Genomic DNA, 15,584 nt, shown 5'->3' on the forward strand with positions numbered 1-15,584 from the left:
CCCCCCCCCCCCCCCCCCCCCCCCCCGCCGCCCCCCCCCCCCCCGCCCCCGCGCGCCCGCCCCCCCCCCCCCCCCCCCGGGCCCGGCTGGTCGCCGCCTGTGACCGGCTGCTCGCAGGGTGATGCTCAGGAGGGCGCGGCCACCGGCTCCTGCACGGCCGGCGCGACGCTCGCACGACGCTCCCGCCGCCAGGCCGCCCGCGCGATCCCGGCGGTGACGGCGACCCAGCCGGCGATCAGCAGCAGGTCGACGGCTCCGGGGAGGTCCGCCACAGCGCCCATCACGGCGGCGGCGTTGACCAGGATGACCAGGCCGCCCACCAGTGCGCCCATCGGCGCGTGGGGCAGCCGGCCGGCGAGCCGGGCGGCGACGGGGGCGACCAGGACGCCGCCGAGCACCAGGCCGAGGACCGGCAGCCACGGGATCTCCTGGTGGGCGGCACCGGTGACGAACCCGCCCGAGACCGACACCGCGACCACGAACTCGGCAGCGTTGGTGGTGCCGACGACGCGGCGCGGCTCGTGGCTGGTGACGGTCATCAGGCTCGGGGCGACGACCGGGCCCCAGCCGCCGCCGCCCGTGGCGTCGACGAACCCGCCGAGCAGGCCGATCGGCGAGAGCCAGCGGGCGGTGTGCCCGGACCGGGGCGTCGGGATGATCCGGAACCCGAAGCCGAAGCGCGCCAGGATCACGAGCCCGAAGAAGAGCAGCAGCCCCGCCATCGACGACTTCGCGGCCTCGAGGCTGATCGAGGTCAGCACCACCGCGCCGAGGAAGCCGCCGATCGCGCCCGGGACGGCGACCCGCACGAGCACGGCGCCGTCGACGTTGCCCTCGCGCCAGTGCGAGAGCCCTGAGATCAGCGTCGTCGGGAGCTTGGCGGCGTGCGTGGCGGCGCTGGCCGTCGCCGGCGCCACGCCGAGGGCCAGCAGGACGGTGGCCGAGGTGACCCCGAAGCCCATCCCGAGGGTGCCGTCCACCAGTTGGGCGAGACCGCCCGCGAGTGCGAATGCTGCGACCAGCCACATGTCCGACGCCTCTTCTCGACTCTTTCGACTAAGACTAGTTATTCACTATAGATAGAGGCCCCGCGATTCCGCCAGTCCGGGCCGGCGCCGAGTGTCCGCGACCCCGTGCCACACGAACCCGGCCTATGCTCGGCTCCGTGACTCACGTCCACGACGCCGTCATCGTCGGCGCAGGGTTCGGCGGGATGGGTGCGGCGATCCAGCTGCGCCGCCTGGGGTACGACGACCTCGCCGTCCTCGAGCGCGAGAGCGGGCTCGGAGGCACGTGGCACGTCAACCGCTACCCCGGCCTGGCCGTCGACATCCCGAGCTCGACGTACTCCTACTCCTTCGAGCCGAACCCGTTCTGGTCCCGCCTGTTCGCACCGGGCCCGGAGCTCAAGCGCTATGCGGAGCACGTGGCCGACAAGTACGACCTGCGCCGCCACATGCGCTTCGGGGTCGTGGTGACCGACGCCGAGTGGGACGACGACGCGGCGGTGTGGCGGGTGCACACCGAGTCCGGCGACGTGGTCTCGGGGCGCTACCTGCTCACCGCGACGGGCTTCCTCTCCCAGCCGCGCACCCCCGACATCCCGGGCATCGAGGAGTTCGCGGGCACGATCGTGCACACCGCGGCCTGGGACGACGACGTCGAGCTCACCGGCAAGCGGGTCGGGATCATCGGCACCGGCGCCACGGCCGTCCAGCTCATCCCCGAGCTGGCTCGGGTCGCCAGTCACCTCACCGTCTACCAGCGCACCCCGATCTGGGTGTCGCCCAAGATCGACGGACCCGTGCCCGGGGGGCTGCAGAAGGCGTTCGCGCGGGTGCCGCTGACGCAGCGCGCGGTGCGGCTGGCCGGCACCGGCATCCTCGAGGTGATGATGGTCGCCGGCGTGCTGCACTACCGCGACCTGCCGCTGGCGAACCGGATCGGCGCGACCGTCTGCCGCAACCACCTGCACCGGCAGGTGCGGGACCCGTCGCTGCGCGAGAAGCTCACGCCGCGCTACTCGTTCGGCTGCAAGCGCCCGACCTTCTCCAACGACTACTACCCGACGCTGTGCCGCGACGACGTCGACCTGGAGACGGCGTCCATCGACCGGGTCGACGCGGAGGGCATCGTCACCGCCGACGGCCGCCGCGCCGACCTCGACGTGCTCGTGCTCGCCACCGGGTTCGACCTGTGGGAGACCAACTTCCCGGCCTTCCGGATCGTCGGCCGCGACGGCCGCGACCTCGGCAAGTGGTGGCGCGACAACCGCTTCGTCGCCTACGAGGGCGTCACCGTCCCCAAGCTCCCGAACTTCATCTCCCTCAACAGCCCCTACTCCTACTCGGGCCTGTCCTACTTCACGACCATCGAGTACCAGATGGCCCACATCAGGCGGCTGCTCTCCGGCATGCGACAACGTGGCGCGGAGGTCTTCGAGGTGACGGAGACCGCCACGCAGGACTTCCTGGACCGGATGCAGGAGCGGCTGCAGGGCTCGGTCTTCGTGCAGGGCGACTGCGCGTCGGCGCGGAGCTACTACTTCAACCAGCACGGCGAGGCGGTGCTGCTGCGTCCGACCTCGACGCTGCAGTCGCGGTGGGAGGCCCGGCGCTTCCCGCTCGACGACTACCGGTTCCGCGCCGCGTCGTAGAACCTCACTGGAGCGCCAGGCCGTAGACCGGGATGTTGCTGGCGCCCGCGGGCAGCTGGATGGGCGGGTCGAACTGGCCGGACGCGCGGTCGTGCCGGATCAGCACGTGGGACTCGAAGACCATCCACACCGAGCTCTCGCTGACCTTCAGGTCGTCCATCTTCGCGCCCTCCGCGCCGGGCACCTCGGCGCTGACGACCTGGTAGTCCCCGCTCGCCGGGTCCAGGCGACCCAGCTCGCCGGCGCGGCCGACCCAGAGCGCCCCGGTCTCGTCGGGGTCGGAGGCGAACGCCGCCTCCTCGTCGATCTCCTCGACGACGTCCAGCGTCTCCGGGTCCAGGCTGCGCAGCCCGTCGTACGTCGACGCGTAGAGCACGCCGTCGACGAGCGCGAGGTCCCAGACGATGGCGTCGTCGGGGTCCTCCACCGTCTCGAACTCGCCGGTCTCCAGGTCGATGCTCATGATCGTGTGGTCGTAGGTGTTCACGGCGATCATCCGGTCGCCGTAGGGCACCAGGTCCTCCGGGCTCAGGTCCGGGCCGTCGAGCTCCACCGTGTCCACCACCTCGCCCGTGTCCGGGTCGATCTCGAGGAGCGAGGTCGCGTCGTCCTGGTCCTCGGCCGCCCACAGCCGGTCGCCCTGCCAGGCGAAGGCGTCGATGGTCTGCTCGGCGGGCGAGCGCTGCTCGAGGACGTGCGTGGCGGGGTCCACCCGGTAGAGCTCACCGGCGGCGACCCACAGCGCCCCGTCGTGGAAGGCGGCCTGGGTGATGTAGCCGTCGACGGGGACCTCCGCCGCGACGGAGCCCGACGCGACGTCGACCTTGTAGAGCTCCTCGGTGTCGGGCGACCTGACCCACACCGTGGTCGGCTCCGGCACCGTGGTCGGGGCGGAGTCCGGCGCCGCTGCGCCATCGCCGGACGACCCGTCCCCGTCGTCCCCGCCGGAGTCGTCACCGCAGCCGGCGAGGAGGAGCGAGGCCAGGGCCAGGGCGGCGATGCCGGGAGCGAGCTTCATCGTGGTGGTCCTCCGGGAGCGGGCGAACGGGTGCGTCACCCTAGGACCGGCGGAGGCGGCCGCGACGGGGCTTCGGTGATTTCGGGGCCGGTGGTCCAGACCTCAGCGCTCGACGGCGATCCGCAGCCGGTTGGCCGCCTCGGGCAGCTCCACCGACTCCTCCAGCTCCAGCGTCGTGGCGTCGAGCGCCGACAGCGAGCCGTCCTCGGCGCCGGCCCACACCGTGTCGCCGACCAGCTCGAGGTCGGTGACGTCGTCGCGCGCCACCTGCACCGGGTCGGAGAGCGTGCCGGTCGCGGCGTCGTACGACGCCATCGACCCGCCCTCGTAGGCGAGCCACACCACGTCGCTGTCCGGCGCGGCCAGCGCCGCGGTCGCGCGGGCGGGCAGCTCGGCGACCGCCTCCGCCTCGAGGGTGCTCGGGTCGACCCGGCTCAGCTCGTCGGCGCCGGCCGCCCAGAGCACGTCGCCGTCCACCGCGACCGCGCCCAGGCTGGAGGTCACCTGGCCCGACGTGGCCTCGCCGGTCGTGGTGTCGACGCGGGTGATCTCGGAACCGAACTCCGGCCAGGCCCACACGGCCTCCCCGTCGGCGACCATGCTGTTGACGTCGGCGGCCTCGACGAGCTCGCCGAGCGCTCCGGAGGAGGGCGCGAGGCGCGCGACGCCGTCGGGATCGCCCAGCGCGAGCCACAGCTCGTCCCCGGCCACGGCGATCTCCCGCACGCCCCCGGCGACCACCTCCTCGACGTCGCGGGTGTCGAGGTCGAGCCGATGCAGCGAGTCGGCGGCGCCGGCGAGCCAGAGCGCTCCGGCGGCGTGCTCGACGTCGTAGAGGTTGTGGCCGACCTCGACCGTCTCCACCTCGCCGGTCGCGACGTCGACGCGGTAGACCTCACCGCTGCCGCTCGCGGTCACCCACAGCGCGACAGGAACGCCGGTCGCCGGGGTGTGGTCGGGCGGCTGCATGGTGGAGTCCTCGGTGGCCGGGGCGTCCTTGAGGTCGTCCTCGACCCCGCTCTCGGGGTCGTCGCCGCAGGCAGCGGCGAACAGGAGCAGCAGGGCACCGGCGCCGAGCACACCGGCCCGTCGCCGCCGGGGAGCAAGGGGCGTGGGCACGACCCGAGTCTGTCCTCCCCCGCCCCGCTCCGCACCGGAACGGCCGAATCGTGGGCGCGGCGGCCTACCCGCCGAGCTGGTTGGGGTTGCGCCACTGTCGCTCGAACGGCAGCCGCCACGCGTACGGCGCGATCAGCTGGTGGATCTGGTTGGGCCCCCAGCTGCCCTGCCGGTAGGGCCGCACGATCGGCGGGTTGTCGAGCAGCGGCTGGGAGACCTCCCAGAGCCGCTCGATGCCCTCGGCGGAGGTGAACAGGGTCTGGTCCCCGCGCGCGGCATCGTGGATGAGCCGCTCGTAGGCCTCCAGCACCGAGCCGGCCCAGGTGGTGTCGGTCATCGCGAACTGCATGGAGAGCTTGTCGAGCTTCATGCCGGGCCCGGGGCGCTTGCCGTAGAAGGACAGCGACATCTTGGCCTTGTCGGCGAGGTCGAAGGTGAGGTGGTCGGGACCGTGGTCGCCGACGCCGGAGTGCTTGGGGAACATCGACCGCGGCGGCTCCTTGAACGCGATCGAGATGATCCGGGCGCCCTCCGCCATTCGCTTGCCGGTGCGGAGGTAGAACGGGACGCCGGCCCAGCGCCAGTTGTCGACGAAGCACTTGAGGGCGATGAAGGTCTCCGTCTCCGACTCCGAGGCGACGCCCTCGATGTCGCGGTAGCCCTGGTACTGCCCGCGGACGACGTTGGCCGGGTCGATCGGCAGGATCGAGCGGAAGACCTTGTTCTTCTCCTCGCTGATCGCGTGCGGCGACAGCGACGTCGGCGGCTCCATCGCCGTGAAGGCGAGCACCTGGAAGAGGTGGGTGACCACCATGTCGCGGTAGGCACCGGTCGACTCGTAGAAGCTGGCCCGCTGCTCCAGGCCGAGCTCCTCGGGCACGTCGATCTGGATGTGGTCGATGTTGTTGCGATGCCAGATCGGCTCGAAGAGGCCGTTGGCGAAGCGGAACGCCAGGATGTTCTGCGCGGCCTCCTTCCCGAGGAAGTGGTCGATCCGGTAGATCTGCGACTCGTCGAAGACCTTGTGCAGCCTGAAGTTGAGGTCCTTCGCCGTCTCGAGGTCGACGCCGAACGGCTTCTCCATGATGATCCGGGCGCCCTCGGCGAGGCCGGCCTCGTCGAGGGTGTGCACGACCGCGAGGGCAGCCTTCGGCGGCACGCTCAGGTAGTGCAGCCGGACGCACTCGCCGGAGGTCGTCGCCTCGGCCTTCTCCACCGCCGCCCGGAGTCCCGCCGGCCCCTCGGCCCCCGGAGCCCAGTGCAGCCGTTTGGAGAACTCCGGCCACGCCGCCATGTCCCCGTCGTCCCCGGAGAACTCGCAGACCGCGTCGTAGGCGAGCTTCACGAACGACTCGGTCGTGTGCTCGTCCAGCGACGTGCCCACGACCTGGAGCTCGGGCAACAGGCCGCTCTCGAAGAGATGCAGCAGCCCCGGCAGCAGCTTGCGCCGGGACAGGTCGCCGGTGGCCCCGAACAGCACCACGGTCACGGGCTTCATGTCGTCCACGTTGCCTCCTCGGTGTTACCGCCACGATAACCACGCGGAAAGGATCGACCCGGGGCCGGCCGAGGGCTCACCCCAGGCGCTGGCCCAGGCCGTCGAGGAGCAGGGTGAGGCCGAGGTGGAAGTCCCCGCTGTCGCGCGTGCGTACGGCGTCCGGCCCGGCCTGCCGTTGGAGCTGCTCGTCGGCGACGTGGCCGAAGACGAAGTGGACGAGGCTGCGCGCGCCGATCCGCGCCAGGTGCTCGTCGGCGCCGGCGCGGGCGAGCGCGTCGTACATCCGCTGCAGCGGCTCCTGCGCGCCGAGGCCCAGCGCGTGGACCCGCGCGACCAGGGCCGCCCCGTCGCGACACGCCAGCATCGCGTCGCGGAGCTCCACGCAGACCAGGCGCAGCTCCGCCTCCCACGTCACGATCTCCGCACCCCTGCGACCACGGGCGAGCAGCTCGTCGGCGACGGCGGCCAGCAGGGCGTCCTTGTTGGCGAAGTGGTGGTAGAGCGCACTGGGCTGCACACCGAGCTCGGCCGCGAGCTTGCGCATCGAGAGGTCGTCGAGCCCGTGGGTGTCGAGCACCGCGATCGCCCGGCCCACCACGTCGGCCCTCCTGTAACGCACGTCATTCCTCCCTCCGTTGACGCCGTCCGACGCCAACCCTAACCTGAACACCGTTCAGTTCGGCTCGCGCCGACTTCCGTCTCCCGAGAGTGACCACGATGAACCGCCGTACTCCCACCACCGACGTCGCGCTGATCGCCGGCTTCGCCGCCCTCATCGCCGTCTGCGCCATCCTCCCCGACATCAAGACCGGGGTGGGCGTCCCCTACTCGCTCCAGACGTTCGGCGTGCTGCTCGCCGGCGCGGTGCTCGGCCCGGTCCGTGGGTTCCTGGCGGTGGTGCTCTACCTGGTGGCCGGCCTGGTGCTGCCGATCTACTCCGGCGGCGCGTCCGGTGCCTCGCACTACAGCGGCGTCACGGCCGGCTACCTCATCGCGTTCCCGCTCGCCGCGGCGCTGTGCGGCTACCTCGTCCACCGCAACCGCGAGCGCGCCACCCAGTTCACCCTCGTCTTCACCGCCGGGCTGCTCAGCAGCTTCCTGCTCATCCACACGCTCGGCCCGCTCAACCTCGCCTGGCGTGCCGACCTCAGCCTGAAGGAGGCGTTCGTCATCGACACCGCCTACTTCCCCGGCGACATCCTCAAGAACGTGGTGATGGCGCTCGTCGCCACGGCCGTGCACCGCGCGTTCCCCGACCTGACCGGCCGTCGTGCTGCTGCGTCGACGGAGCAGCGCGCGGAGGTGCCCGCAGCGGACCCGGCGTGAGCCGGATCGAGCTCGACCGGGTCGTCGTCCGGGCGGCCACGCCCGGCGGCCCGGCGCCGGAGGTCACCGTGCTGCGGGAGACCTCGCTGGTGCTGACCGAGCCGCGGATCGCGCTGATCGGGCCGAACGGCTCCGGCAAGTCGACGCTCGCCCGGCTCGTGAACGGCCTGGTCGAGCCGTCGTCGGGCCGCGTGGTCGTCGACGGGCTCGACGTGGCGAAGAAGGGCCGGGAGGTACGCCGCCGCGTCGGCTTCGTCTTCACCGACCCGACCGCCCAGCTCGTCATGCCCACCGTGGTCGAGGACGTCGCGCTCTCCCTCCGCCACCACGTCAAGGACCGCGCCGAGCGGGCGGCAGCGGCGCTGGCCGTCCTGGAGTCGTTCGGCCTGAGCGAGCTCGCAGACCGCAGCGTGCACACGCTGTCGGGGGGCCAGCGACAGCTGCTCGCCGTCGCCGGCGTGCTGGCGGCCGACCCCGACATCCTCGTCGCCGACGAGCCGACCACGCTGCTCGACCTGCGCAACGCCCGCATGATCGGCGATCTCCTGCTCGGCCTGCGGCAGCAGCTCGTCCTCGCCACCCACGACCTCGACCTCGCCCTCCGCTGCGACCGAGCCCTCCTCGTCGACGACGGCGCGATCGTCGCCGACGGCCCAGCCGAGGACGTCGTCGCTCACTACCGCGCGACGGCGCACTGAGGACCGCCGTGGCCGCCAGTCCGCTCGGTGACTACCAGCCCGGCAGCACCGTCCTCCACCGGCTGCCGGTGGGCGCCAAGCTGCTGGGTCTGGTGGTGCTCAGCGTGCTGGCCGTGGTCTTCCGCGGCCCGGCGACCACCACGGTCCTGATCGCCCTCGCCGTCCTGCTCGCGGTGGTCGCGGGCGTCGGGCTCCGCCGCGCGGCGCGTGCCCTCCGTGGCGTGCTGGTCGCCATGGCGATGCTCGCGGCCTGGCAGGCCTGGCAGCGCGGCGGGGAGCACGCCTACGTCGTGGTGGGCGCGCTGCTCGCCCTCGTGCTGCTCGCCACCGTCTTCACGACGACCACCTCGGTCGAGCGGATGATCGACGCCATCACCCGGTGGCTCGAGCCGCTGCGCCGGTTCGGCGTGCGCCCGGACCTGGTGGCGCTCGCGTTCTCCCTGATGATCCGGGGCATCCCGCTGACCCTGGAGATCGCGGCCGAGACCCGCGACGCCGCTCGCGCCCGCGGCCTCGAGCGCAACCCGCGGGCCTATCTGACTCCCCTGGTCATCCGGGTCGTGGCGCACGCCCGAGCGACCGGCGACGCGCTGCATGCCCGGGGCATCGGCGACGACTGAGGGCAGCGACGCCCCCGCGCTCGGGAGGCAGACCTCAGTGGAGGAGCCACTGGACGACGGTCCAGGCTCCGATGGCGAGGAGCGCGAGGATCGACAGCAAGCAGGCCAGCAGGGCGACGCAGGCGACCCGCTCCGGCCACCGCATGCGGCGGTCCGCTCGCTGGAAGTCGCGCTGGTGGGACGGCAGCGCCGCGCGGAGCTCGTCGACGCGCTGCGTCACGCTCTTCCGGTCCCCCCGCTCGTCGGAGTCCGCCAGCCGGCGAACCGGCGCCGGGATGCTGTGCCACCGCGCCTCGGCGTTGCCGTAGCGCTCCTCCCACGCGGCGACGGCGATCCGCGCCTCGTCGTCCTCGCGGCCGGTCAGCCACCAGAGGACGCCGGCCGCCCGGTGCCAGCCTGTTGTCCTTGCTGCTCCGGGCATGCCTCTGGCCCCACCTGGCGGTGGGGTGTGGGGCGTGGTCCCTAGCCGGGGCAGGGTGGGCCGGTCTGGATGGGCCAGGGCCGGGTGTCGTGGTCCGGCGGGATGCCCATCACGTCGGTGTCGACGGCGACGGGTGGGTCAAGAGTCCTGGTGCCGGTGTGGTCGACCAGGAAGTGCCGCCCGTTCGGCGTGATCCACAGATACGTCCCCGGCTGGACGATGACGTAGCGCCAGGTGGAGAACGTCTTCGCCCGATGATGCGCCCGACAGGCGGGGACGAGGTTGCACGGACACGTCACCCCGCCCTGGCTGTGCGGGAGGGCGTGGTCGAGGTCACAGCGACTGGCGCGGCGGCCGCACCAGGGGAACGCACAGTGGTGGTCGCGCAGCTGCACTTGTTGGCGGTGGCGGTCGGGGATCTCGTAGGAGTCCACCGGGATGTGTCCGGCGAGGTCGATCACCGGCCGCACGACCACCGTCGTCCCAGAAGTGGCGAGCCACTCCTTGATCTGTGCGACCGTGATCGGGCGTTGCTGGTCCTCCCACCGCCCCACCGGCGCAACCTGCTCATCCGAGCTCCCGGTGATGGCGGCATCCGAGACGTGCACGTTCAGCACGGCCCGGCGCCCAGGCGATGCGGTGGTCACCTCACCGGTGTCTTCGTCCACGACCTCGAGGTCGAGGGTCAGGTCGTTGCGCGCGAGGTCGCCGACCGCGACCGCCCGCCGGACGTCGAGGGACCCGTCGTGGCCCAGCTTCCCGAGCAGCACGGCGCGGCGGGCAACGGCGGTGTCGAGGTCGGCACCATCAGCGGCGTCCAGGACCCCGTCGACCTGGACCACGCCGTCGGTGACGTGGTCGAGGTGGACGTCGAACCGCCGGGAGTCCGACGACGCCTCACGCCGGGCCTCAGCCGCCTCAGGATCGTACAGCGTGATGGCTTCGTCGATGTGGTGCTCGACCTCCCGCCAGGAACAGGACCGGATGTGCGGGGCGAGCTTCCGGTCGACGTGCGCAGCGGCCTCGAGGCTGAGGTCGTGGGTGAGCTCGGCGACCCGCTCCGCCTTCCACGGCGCACACCGCCCGGCGAGGACCGCGGCATAGATCCGCTTGAGCCGCCACGCACACCCGATCACCCGACCCACGTACGAGCGGCCACCGTCCGGGGTCCGCTCGAGCGTGGCGATCAGCTCCATCAGCGCGAACTCCGAGACCAGGGGTGCACCCGGGCCGGCGATCGGGATCCCGGTGTCCACATACCCCTCGATGAGGGTGGCGGCGCCTTCCTCGCAGTCGACGACGTTGCGGTCGGCCCAGGCCACGATCCCCCGCCACTCCCGGACCAAGGAGGCCTGACGGCCGTGGACTTCACCGGCGAGGTGCTCGAGCAGCTCACGATCCGAGCAGCGGTCGAACTGCCCCTCCGCGTCGCTGTCGTTCCCGAGCTCCATGACACCCATCCAACCACCCGCCGCCGACACAACCCCGGGCCCGAAACCCGCCTGGGGACAGGCGATTCCCCATCCGACGATGTGGACAAATGGTGGCGCAAACCGGGTCGCCGCAACAACGATCGCGACCCCACGGCACGCACCACCTCTCCCTACGAAACGAAGGCCGGCAACGAAACCCGACCACAACCAGAGCCGCACCGCGTAAAGGCCCTTTCGGCCCGGCACCACCTACGCAACCGCAGCCCCACGACACCAGCACAAGCACGACTCGTCAGCCACCACCACCGCCCGAACCGGACGCTTCGACCCGACTGCGAGGATCTCGGAGACAACGAGCCAGGACGAGCCGAGGGAGACCGAGCGGAATGAGCAGTCCCTACCGAATCCTGACGTTCGACGTCGTGGGCACGCTCATCGACTTCGAGCGGGGAATCCTCGACTGCCTGCACGCGCAGTGGCGAGGGGTGCTCGGCGCGGTGAGCGACCAGGAGCTGTTGGAGGCCTACGCCCGTGCCGAGGACGTCCAGCAACGGCTGACCCCGGAGATGCCGTTCAGCGAGATGCTCGAACCCGCGAGCCGCCGGCTGGCCGCAGAGCTGGGCCTGTCGATCACCGACGAGATGGCGATGGCCCTTCGCGCCTCGATCCCGGACTGGCCGGCATTCCCGGACTCCGTGGCGGCCCTGGAACGGCTCGGCGCGACGCACCGACTCGTCGCGCTGACGAATGCGGGCAGGTGGGCCTCCCGGCACATGGCGACCACGCTCGGCGACCCGTTCGACGACATCGTCACCGTGGAGGACGTCGGCCTGAACAAGCCTGATCCGCAGGTGTTCGCCTTCTGTCGTGGGCGCCAGAGCGTGAGCGGATACGTCCTGAGGGACTTCCTGCACGTCGCGCAGAGCCAGTACCACGACATCGGCGTCGCCCAGCGCCTCGGCCTCCGTACGGCGTGGATCGAGCGCCGGGCGGGCAGCGGCTCCTACGGCGGGACGCCCACTCCGGAGCGGGTGGCGACGCCCGACCATCACTGCAGGACGCTCGCCGAGCTGGCCGACGAGCTCGACGCCGCTCCGAGCCCTCCCACGCACGACTAGGGTCGACGGCCCCGTCCGCTCAGCCGCCCTGCGCGCGTCTCGACTACTCGGGACGGGATTCGAGCAGGCGCTCGGTCACGGCCGACAGGAGGGCCCCGACCGCTGCCCCCTCCAACGTCGCCTCCTCTCCCCGACGAAGGGCGACCGCCGCGTCGATCACGTCCGGCTCCGGCCACCGGCTCCGCGCCCAGGCGGCGCCCTCGAGCTTCGAGCCGAGGACGTCCTCCTCGGCGAACCTCCACGCCCGGCACGCGTTCAGCACCGAGTGCAGGGTCGTCCTCTCGTGGGCGCGGTGCCAGCGCATGGAGTCGGACATGGCGCCGAGGAGGGCGGCGCGAGGGACGTCGGCGAAGACGGTGCTCGGCGGTGGCCCGGTGACGACGACGGCCGATCGGTGGGCGATCGCCCGGTCCAGCACGTACCAGAAGCCCGGCTCCCCGCCGGCGTCCATGCGGACCGCCGTGGGCATGCGCGGACCACCGGTGACGTTCACCTCGAAGTCGGCACCCGTGGGAGGAGTGGCAGCCTCCTCGCGGCGATAGAGCGTGAACTCCACGCCGCGCGCCGGGCACGCCTCGCTCACCTCGAGGACGGCCGACGCGACCTCGAGCCCCTGTGCCGCGCCGAGCGCCGACTCCGAGACCGCGACCAGGTCGATGTCACTGCCGCCGGGGACGTAGCCGCCCAACGCGACGGAGCCGACGAAGTACACGCCCACCAGGTCCGGGCCGAGCGCGCGTTCCAGGACGCCGGCCACCCGGTCACCGAACTCGTCGACCTCGGGCGTCGCCACAGCGCCATCATGCGGCACGGTCACGCCGGTCGAGTCGGCACCCGTCGTGCCCACGCCCTGGACACCGCGGAATAGGACGCCCGCCGCTGCGGTTCGGGACTCCCGTGCCCCTGGACGACTCCCGACGCGTCTCCCTGCTGCTCGGGCTCCTCTTCGGGCTCGCCGGCCTGGGATCGTCCTCCGCGGCGATCGCGCTCCCGCTGATGGGGCGTGACCTGGGCGTGGACATCGGCACGGCCACCTGGACCATCAGCCTCTACGTGCTGTTCCTGGCGGTCACCACGGCGGTCTACGGGCGGCTCGCGGACCTGCTGGGCGTGCGGGTCCCGCTCATGGTCGGCATCGCGCTGATGACCGCCGGGGCCCTAGGTGCGGCACTCGCCCCGAGCTACGACGTGCTGCTCGTGGCCCGGATGTTCCAGGGCGCGGGTGCGGCCGCCGTACCGACCCTCGGGATCACCGTCCTCAGCGGCCGGTACGACGGCGCGGTGCGCGGCATGGCGCTGGGCCGGCTGGCCGGGATCGCTGCCGCGGTCAGCTGCCTCGGTCCCCTGCTGGGCGGCGTCGTCGAGCACGCGTTCGGCTGGCGGGCCGTGCTCGCCCTCCCGATCTTGGGCGTGCTGGTGATCCCCTTCCTGTGGCGGGCACTGACCGGCGAGGGGACCGGAGCGCGGCTCGACGTCCTCGGCGCCGTCCTCGTCGCCGCGACCTCCGGCGGGCTCGTCCTCCTCGTCCAGTCCCCGTCGACCGGCCTCCTCGTCGCCGTGGTCGGCGCGCTGCTCCTGCTCCTGGGCGTGCCCACGGTGGCCCTGTGGGTACGACGCCGCCCGCACGGCTTCCTCCCGCTGGCGGTGATCTCCAACCCGACGGTCGTGCGCAGCGCCGTCGCCGCCGCGGCGGTGCCGGCCGCGTGGTTCGCGCTGCTCATCGCCGTGCCCGCGGTGCTGGTCCACGCGGGATGGGCCGCCTGGCAGGTGGGCCTCCTGCTGCTGCCGAGCGCGGCCGTCGCGCTGTTCGTGCCCCGCTACGCGGGACCGCTGCTGGACAGGATCGGCGGCGCGGCGTCCCTCGCGGTCTCCGGAGTGATGGCGTCGTTCGCGCTGCTCCTCGCCGCGCTCGGTGTCGCGCTCGAGGCACCCGCGATCCTCGGAGCGACCATCATCCTGGTCACCGTCGCGTTCGGCCTCGGCCAGCCCGCGCTGAGCGCCTCGGTCGGCAACGCCGTGCACCTCGACGTGCGGGGGGTGGCGCTCGGGGTGGCCACCCTGCTGTTCCTCGTCGGCGGCAGCGTCGGCTCCGCCGTCGTCGGCGGTCTCGGGGACCTGATCGGCACGACGGGCAGCCTGGTCGTGCTGGCGGCCCTGCCGCTGTGCGGACTCGGCGTGCTCCGCCCGGAGCTCCGCCGGGCGCCGCAGCCCGCCTGAGGCCGGCCGGGACGCGCGGTCACCAGATCGGCGGGACCCGGTCCCTCCACGGCGCGGCCGCCTCCACCTGCCCGGCGAGCGACAGCAGCAGCTCCTCCTCCGCAGGCCGGGCCGCGAGCATCACACCGACGGGCAGACCGTCCGCGGTGTGGTGCAGCGGCAGCGAGATGGCCGGCATGCCGGTCACGTTCCACGCCGACGTCCACGGGGTGAAGGCCTTCTGCGCCTCGAAGTCCGCCGCCGGGTCGGCGTCGTCGCGGATCGCGCCGACCGGCAGCGGCGGGGTCGCGAGGGTCGGCGTCAGCACGGCGTCGTACGGCGCCAGCGCGACCAGCGCCTCCGCGGCGAACCGGCGCAGCTGGCCGATCGCGAGCCCGAACTCCGGTCCCGAGACCGCCTCGCCGCGCTCGCCCAGCCACCGCGTCAGCGGGCGGATCGTCGACCGCTGCTCCGGCGACAGCGGCACCGTGGACAGCGCCGTCAGCACCGCCCAGCACGTCTCGAAGACGGCCACGGCCTCCGGCGGGATCGGCACCGGGACCTCCTCGACCGAGTGCCCCAGCGACGCCAGCAGCGTCGACGCCGACTCGTAGGCCGCGCGCACGTCGGGGTGCACGGGCACGTCGGCGATCACCGGCTCGTCGAACCGGGCGACCCTCAGCCGGCCGGGCTCGCGACGGGCGGCGTCCACGAACGAGCCTGCCGGAGGCGGCGCCCACGACGGGTCGCCGGCCCGGCGACCGGCCAGCACGTCGAGCAGGGCGGCGGCGTCGGCGACGGTCCGGGCGATCGAGCCCGACGTCGCGAGACCGACCGGGTCGCCGTACATCGGGAAGCCGGAGATCCGTCCCCGGGTCGGCTTCAGGCCCACCACGCCGCAGCAGGCCGCCGGGATCCGGATGGACCCGCCGCCGTCGGACCCCTGCGCCACCGGCACCAGCCCGGCGGCCACGGCGGCCGCGGCACCGCCGGACGAGCCGCCGGCCATCCGGGTCAGGTCCCACGGCGTCACGGCCGGCGGTCGCCCTTCCGGCTCGGTGTAGCAGGGCGAGCCGAACTCCGGCGTCGAGGTCTTGCCGAGGCTCACCATCCCGGCCGCCTCCATCGCCAGGGTGACCGCGTCCGAGACGTCCGGCACGTAGCCGGCGAACGCCGGAGAGCCGAAGGCGGTCGGCACACCCGCGGTGAGGTTGAGGTCCTTGATCGCCGTCGGCACGCCGGCCAGCGGCGAGGCGCCGGCACCGACCGGTCCGACGGCGGCCACCTCGCGGGCCCGGCGGCGGGCCATGTCAGGGTCCAGGTACGCGAACGCGCCGCCGACGAAGTCCGGGACGTCGTCGGCGGCGCGCGCGATGCGATCGAGGTAGTGCTCGGTGAGCTCGACGGGGCTGGTCTCGCCCGTCCGGATCAGCTCGCCCTGCTCGAGGGCGGTCAGGTCGTGGAGTTCGGCCACGCCCCGA

Annotated in this window: 15 protein-coding genes; 6 read left to right on the forward strand and 9 right to left on the reverse strand. The window is 72.9% G+C overall.

The genetic code is table 11. The features are described from left to right. Nucleotides 1-125: 125 nt before the first annotated feature. A complete protein-coding gene (locus ACPOLA_RS16050; RefSeq protein WP_435771508.1) occupies nt 126-1,028 on the reverse strand; it encodes a sulfite exporter TauE/SafE family protein in 903 nt (300 codons plus the stop codon). Between the two features lie 137 nt (nt 1,029-1,165). Between ACPOLA_RS16050 and ACPOLA_RS16055 the strand changes: the two genes are divergently transcribed. Further along, nucleotides 1,166-2,656, forward strand: a complete 1,491-nt coding sequence (locus tag ACPOLA_RS16055; protein ID WP_435771509.1) for a flavin-containing monooxygenase — start codon at nt 1,166-1,168, stop codon at nt 2,654-2,656. Nucleotides 2,657-2,660: 4 nt separating this feature from the next. On the opposite strand, the gene ACPOLA_RS16060 is transcribed toward ACPOLA_RS16055, so the two are convergent. The 4 genes from ACPOLA_RS16060 to ACPOLA_RS16075 form a co-directional block, all read right to left on the reverse strand. Further along, entirely contained in the window at nt 2,661-3,674 is a 1,014-nt protein-coding gene (locus tag ACPOLA_RS16060) for an NHL repeat-containing protein (protein WP_435771510.1), read from the reverse strand. A gap of 102 nt (nt 3,675-3,776) precedes the next feature. After that, the gene (locus ACPOLA_RS16065; protein WP_435771511.1) at nt 3,777-4,793 is read right to left on the reverse strand and encodes an NHL repeat-containing protein; all 1,017 of its coding nucleotides are present in this window, start codon (nt 4,791-4,793) and stop codon (nt 3,777-3,779) included. A 64-nt stretch (nt 4,794-4,857) separates the two neighbouring features. After that, a complete protein-coding gene (gene zwf / locus ACPOLA_RS16070) occupies nt 4,858-6,291 on the reverse strand; it encodes a glucose-6-phosphate dehydrogenase (protein ID WP_435771555.1) in 1,434 nt (477 codons plus the stop codon). 76 nt (nt 6,292-6,367) lie between these two features. Continuing rightward, nucleotides 6,368-6,910 carry a TetR family transcriptional regulator gene (locus tag ACPOLA_RS16075; protein WP_435771512.1) on the reverse strand — a complete coding sequence of 181 codons (543 nt, stop codon included), beginning with the start codon at nt 6,908-6,910 and terminating at the stop codon, nt 6,368-6,370. 98 nt (nt 6,911-7,008) lie between these two features. Here ACPOLA_RS16075 and ACPOLA_RS16080 point away from each other — a divergent pair, with 98 nt between their 5' ends. From ACPOLA_RS16080 to ACPOLA_RS16090, 3 genes are read left to right on the forward strand one after another with little or no spacing between them, the layout of a single operon-like run. After that, nucleotides 7,009-7,617, forward strand: coding sequence for a biotin transporter BioY (locus ACPOLA_RS16080; RefSeq protein ID WP_435771513.1), 609 nt, complete (start codon nt 7,009-7,011; stop codon nt 7,615-7,617). Further along, entirely contained in the window at nt 7,614-8,315 is a 702-nt protein-coding gene (locus ACPOLA_RS16085) for an energy-coupling factor ABC transporter ATP-binding protein (RefSeq protein ID WP_435771514.1), read from the forward strand. Before ACPOLA_RS16080 ends, ACPOLA_RS16085 begins: the two co-directional genes overlap by 4 nt. Before the next feature lie 8 nt (nt 8,316-8,323). Continuing rightward, nucleotides 8,324-8,935: an energy-coupling factor transporter transmembrane component T gene (locus ACPOLA_RS16090; RefSeq protein WP_435771515.1), complete on the forward strand. Its 612-nt coding sequence runs from the start codon at nt 8,324-8,326 to the stop codon at nt 8,933-8,935. Nucleotides 8,936-8,969: 34 nt separating this feature from the next. On the opposite strand, the gene ACPOLA_RS16095 is transcribed toward ACPOLA_RS16090, so the two are convergent. Together ACPOLA_RS16095 and ACPOLA_RS16100 are read right to left on the reverse strand one after the other, a co-directional pair. Further along, on the reverse strand, nt 8,970-9,356 hold the full coding sequence (locus tag ACPOLA_RS16095; protein ID WP_435771516.1) for a hypothetical protein: 387 nt from the start codon (nt 9,354-9,356) through the stop codon (nt 8,970-8,972). A gap of 41 nt (nt 9,357-9,397) precedes the next feature. After that, nucleotides 9,398-10,807 (reverse strand): HNH endonuclease, encoded by a 1,410-nt coding sequence (locus tag ACPOLA_RS16100; protein WP_435771517.1) that lies wholly within the window; start codon nt 10,805-10,807, stop codon nt 9,398-9,400. A gap of 368 nt (nt 10,808-11,175) precedes the next feature. Between ACPOLA_RS16100 and ACPOLA_RS16105 the strand changes: the two genes are divergently transcribed. Then, complete coding sequence (locus ACPOLA_RS16105; protein WP_435771518.1) at nt 11,176-11,907, forward strand: HAD-IA family hydrolase; 732 nt, start codon at nt 11,176-11,178, stop codon at nt 11,905-11,907. 43 nt (nt 11,908-11,950) lie between these two features. Here the strand turns inward: ACPOLA_RS16105 and ACPOLA_RS16110 are convergent, their stop codons facing one another. Further along, nucleotides 11,951-12,700, reverse strand: a complete 750-nt coding sequence (locus ACPOLA_RS16110; RefSeq protein ID WP_435771519.1) for an aminoglycoside adenylyltransferase domain-containing protein — start codon at nt 12,698-12,700, stop codon at nt 11,951-11,953. Between the two features lie 104 nt (nt 12,701-12,804). On the opposite strand from ACPOLA_RS16110, the gene ACPOLA_RS16115 reads away from it, so the two are divergent. After that, nucleotides 12,805-14,124 carry an MFS transporter gene (locus tag ACPOLA_RS16115; protein WP_435771520.1) on the forward strand — a complete coding sequence of 440 codons (1,320 nt, stop codon included), beginning with the start codon at nt 12,805-12,807 and terminating at the stop codon, nt 14,122-14,124. Nucleotides 14,125-14,143: 19 nt separating this feature from the next. Here the strand turns inward: ACPOLA_RS16115 and ACPOLA_RS16120 are convergent, their stop codons facing one another. Then, the gene (locus tag ACPOLA_RS16120) at nt 14,144-15,577 is read right to left on the reverse strand and encodes an amidase (RefSeq protein ID WP_435771521.1); all 1,434 of its coding nucleotides are present in this window, start codon (nt 15,575-15,577) and stop codon (nt 14,144-14,146) included. Between the last annotated feature and the right edge of the window lie 7 nt (nt 15,578-15,584).

Origin of the sequence: Nocardioides proteolyticus (genome assembly GCF_051280635.3) — a bacterium.
Lineage (GTDB): Bacteria > Actinomycetota > Actinomycetes > Propionibacteriales > Nocardioidaceae > Nocardioides.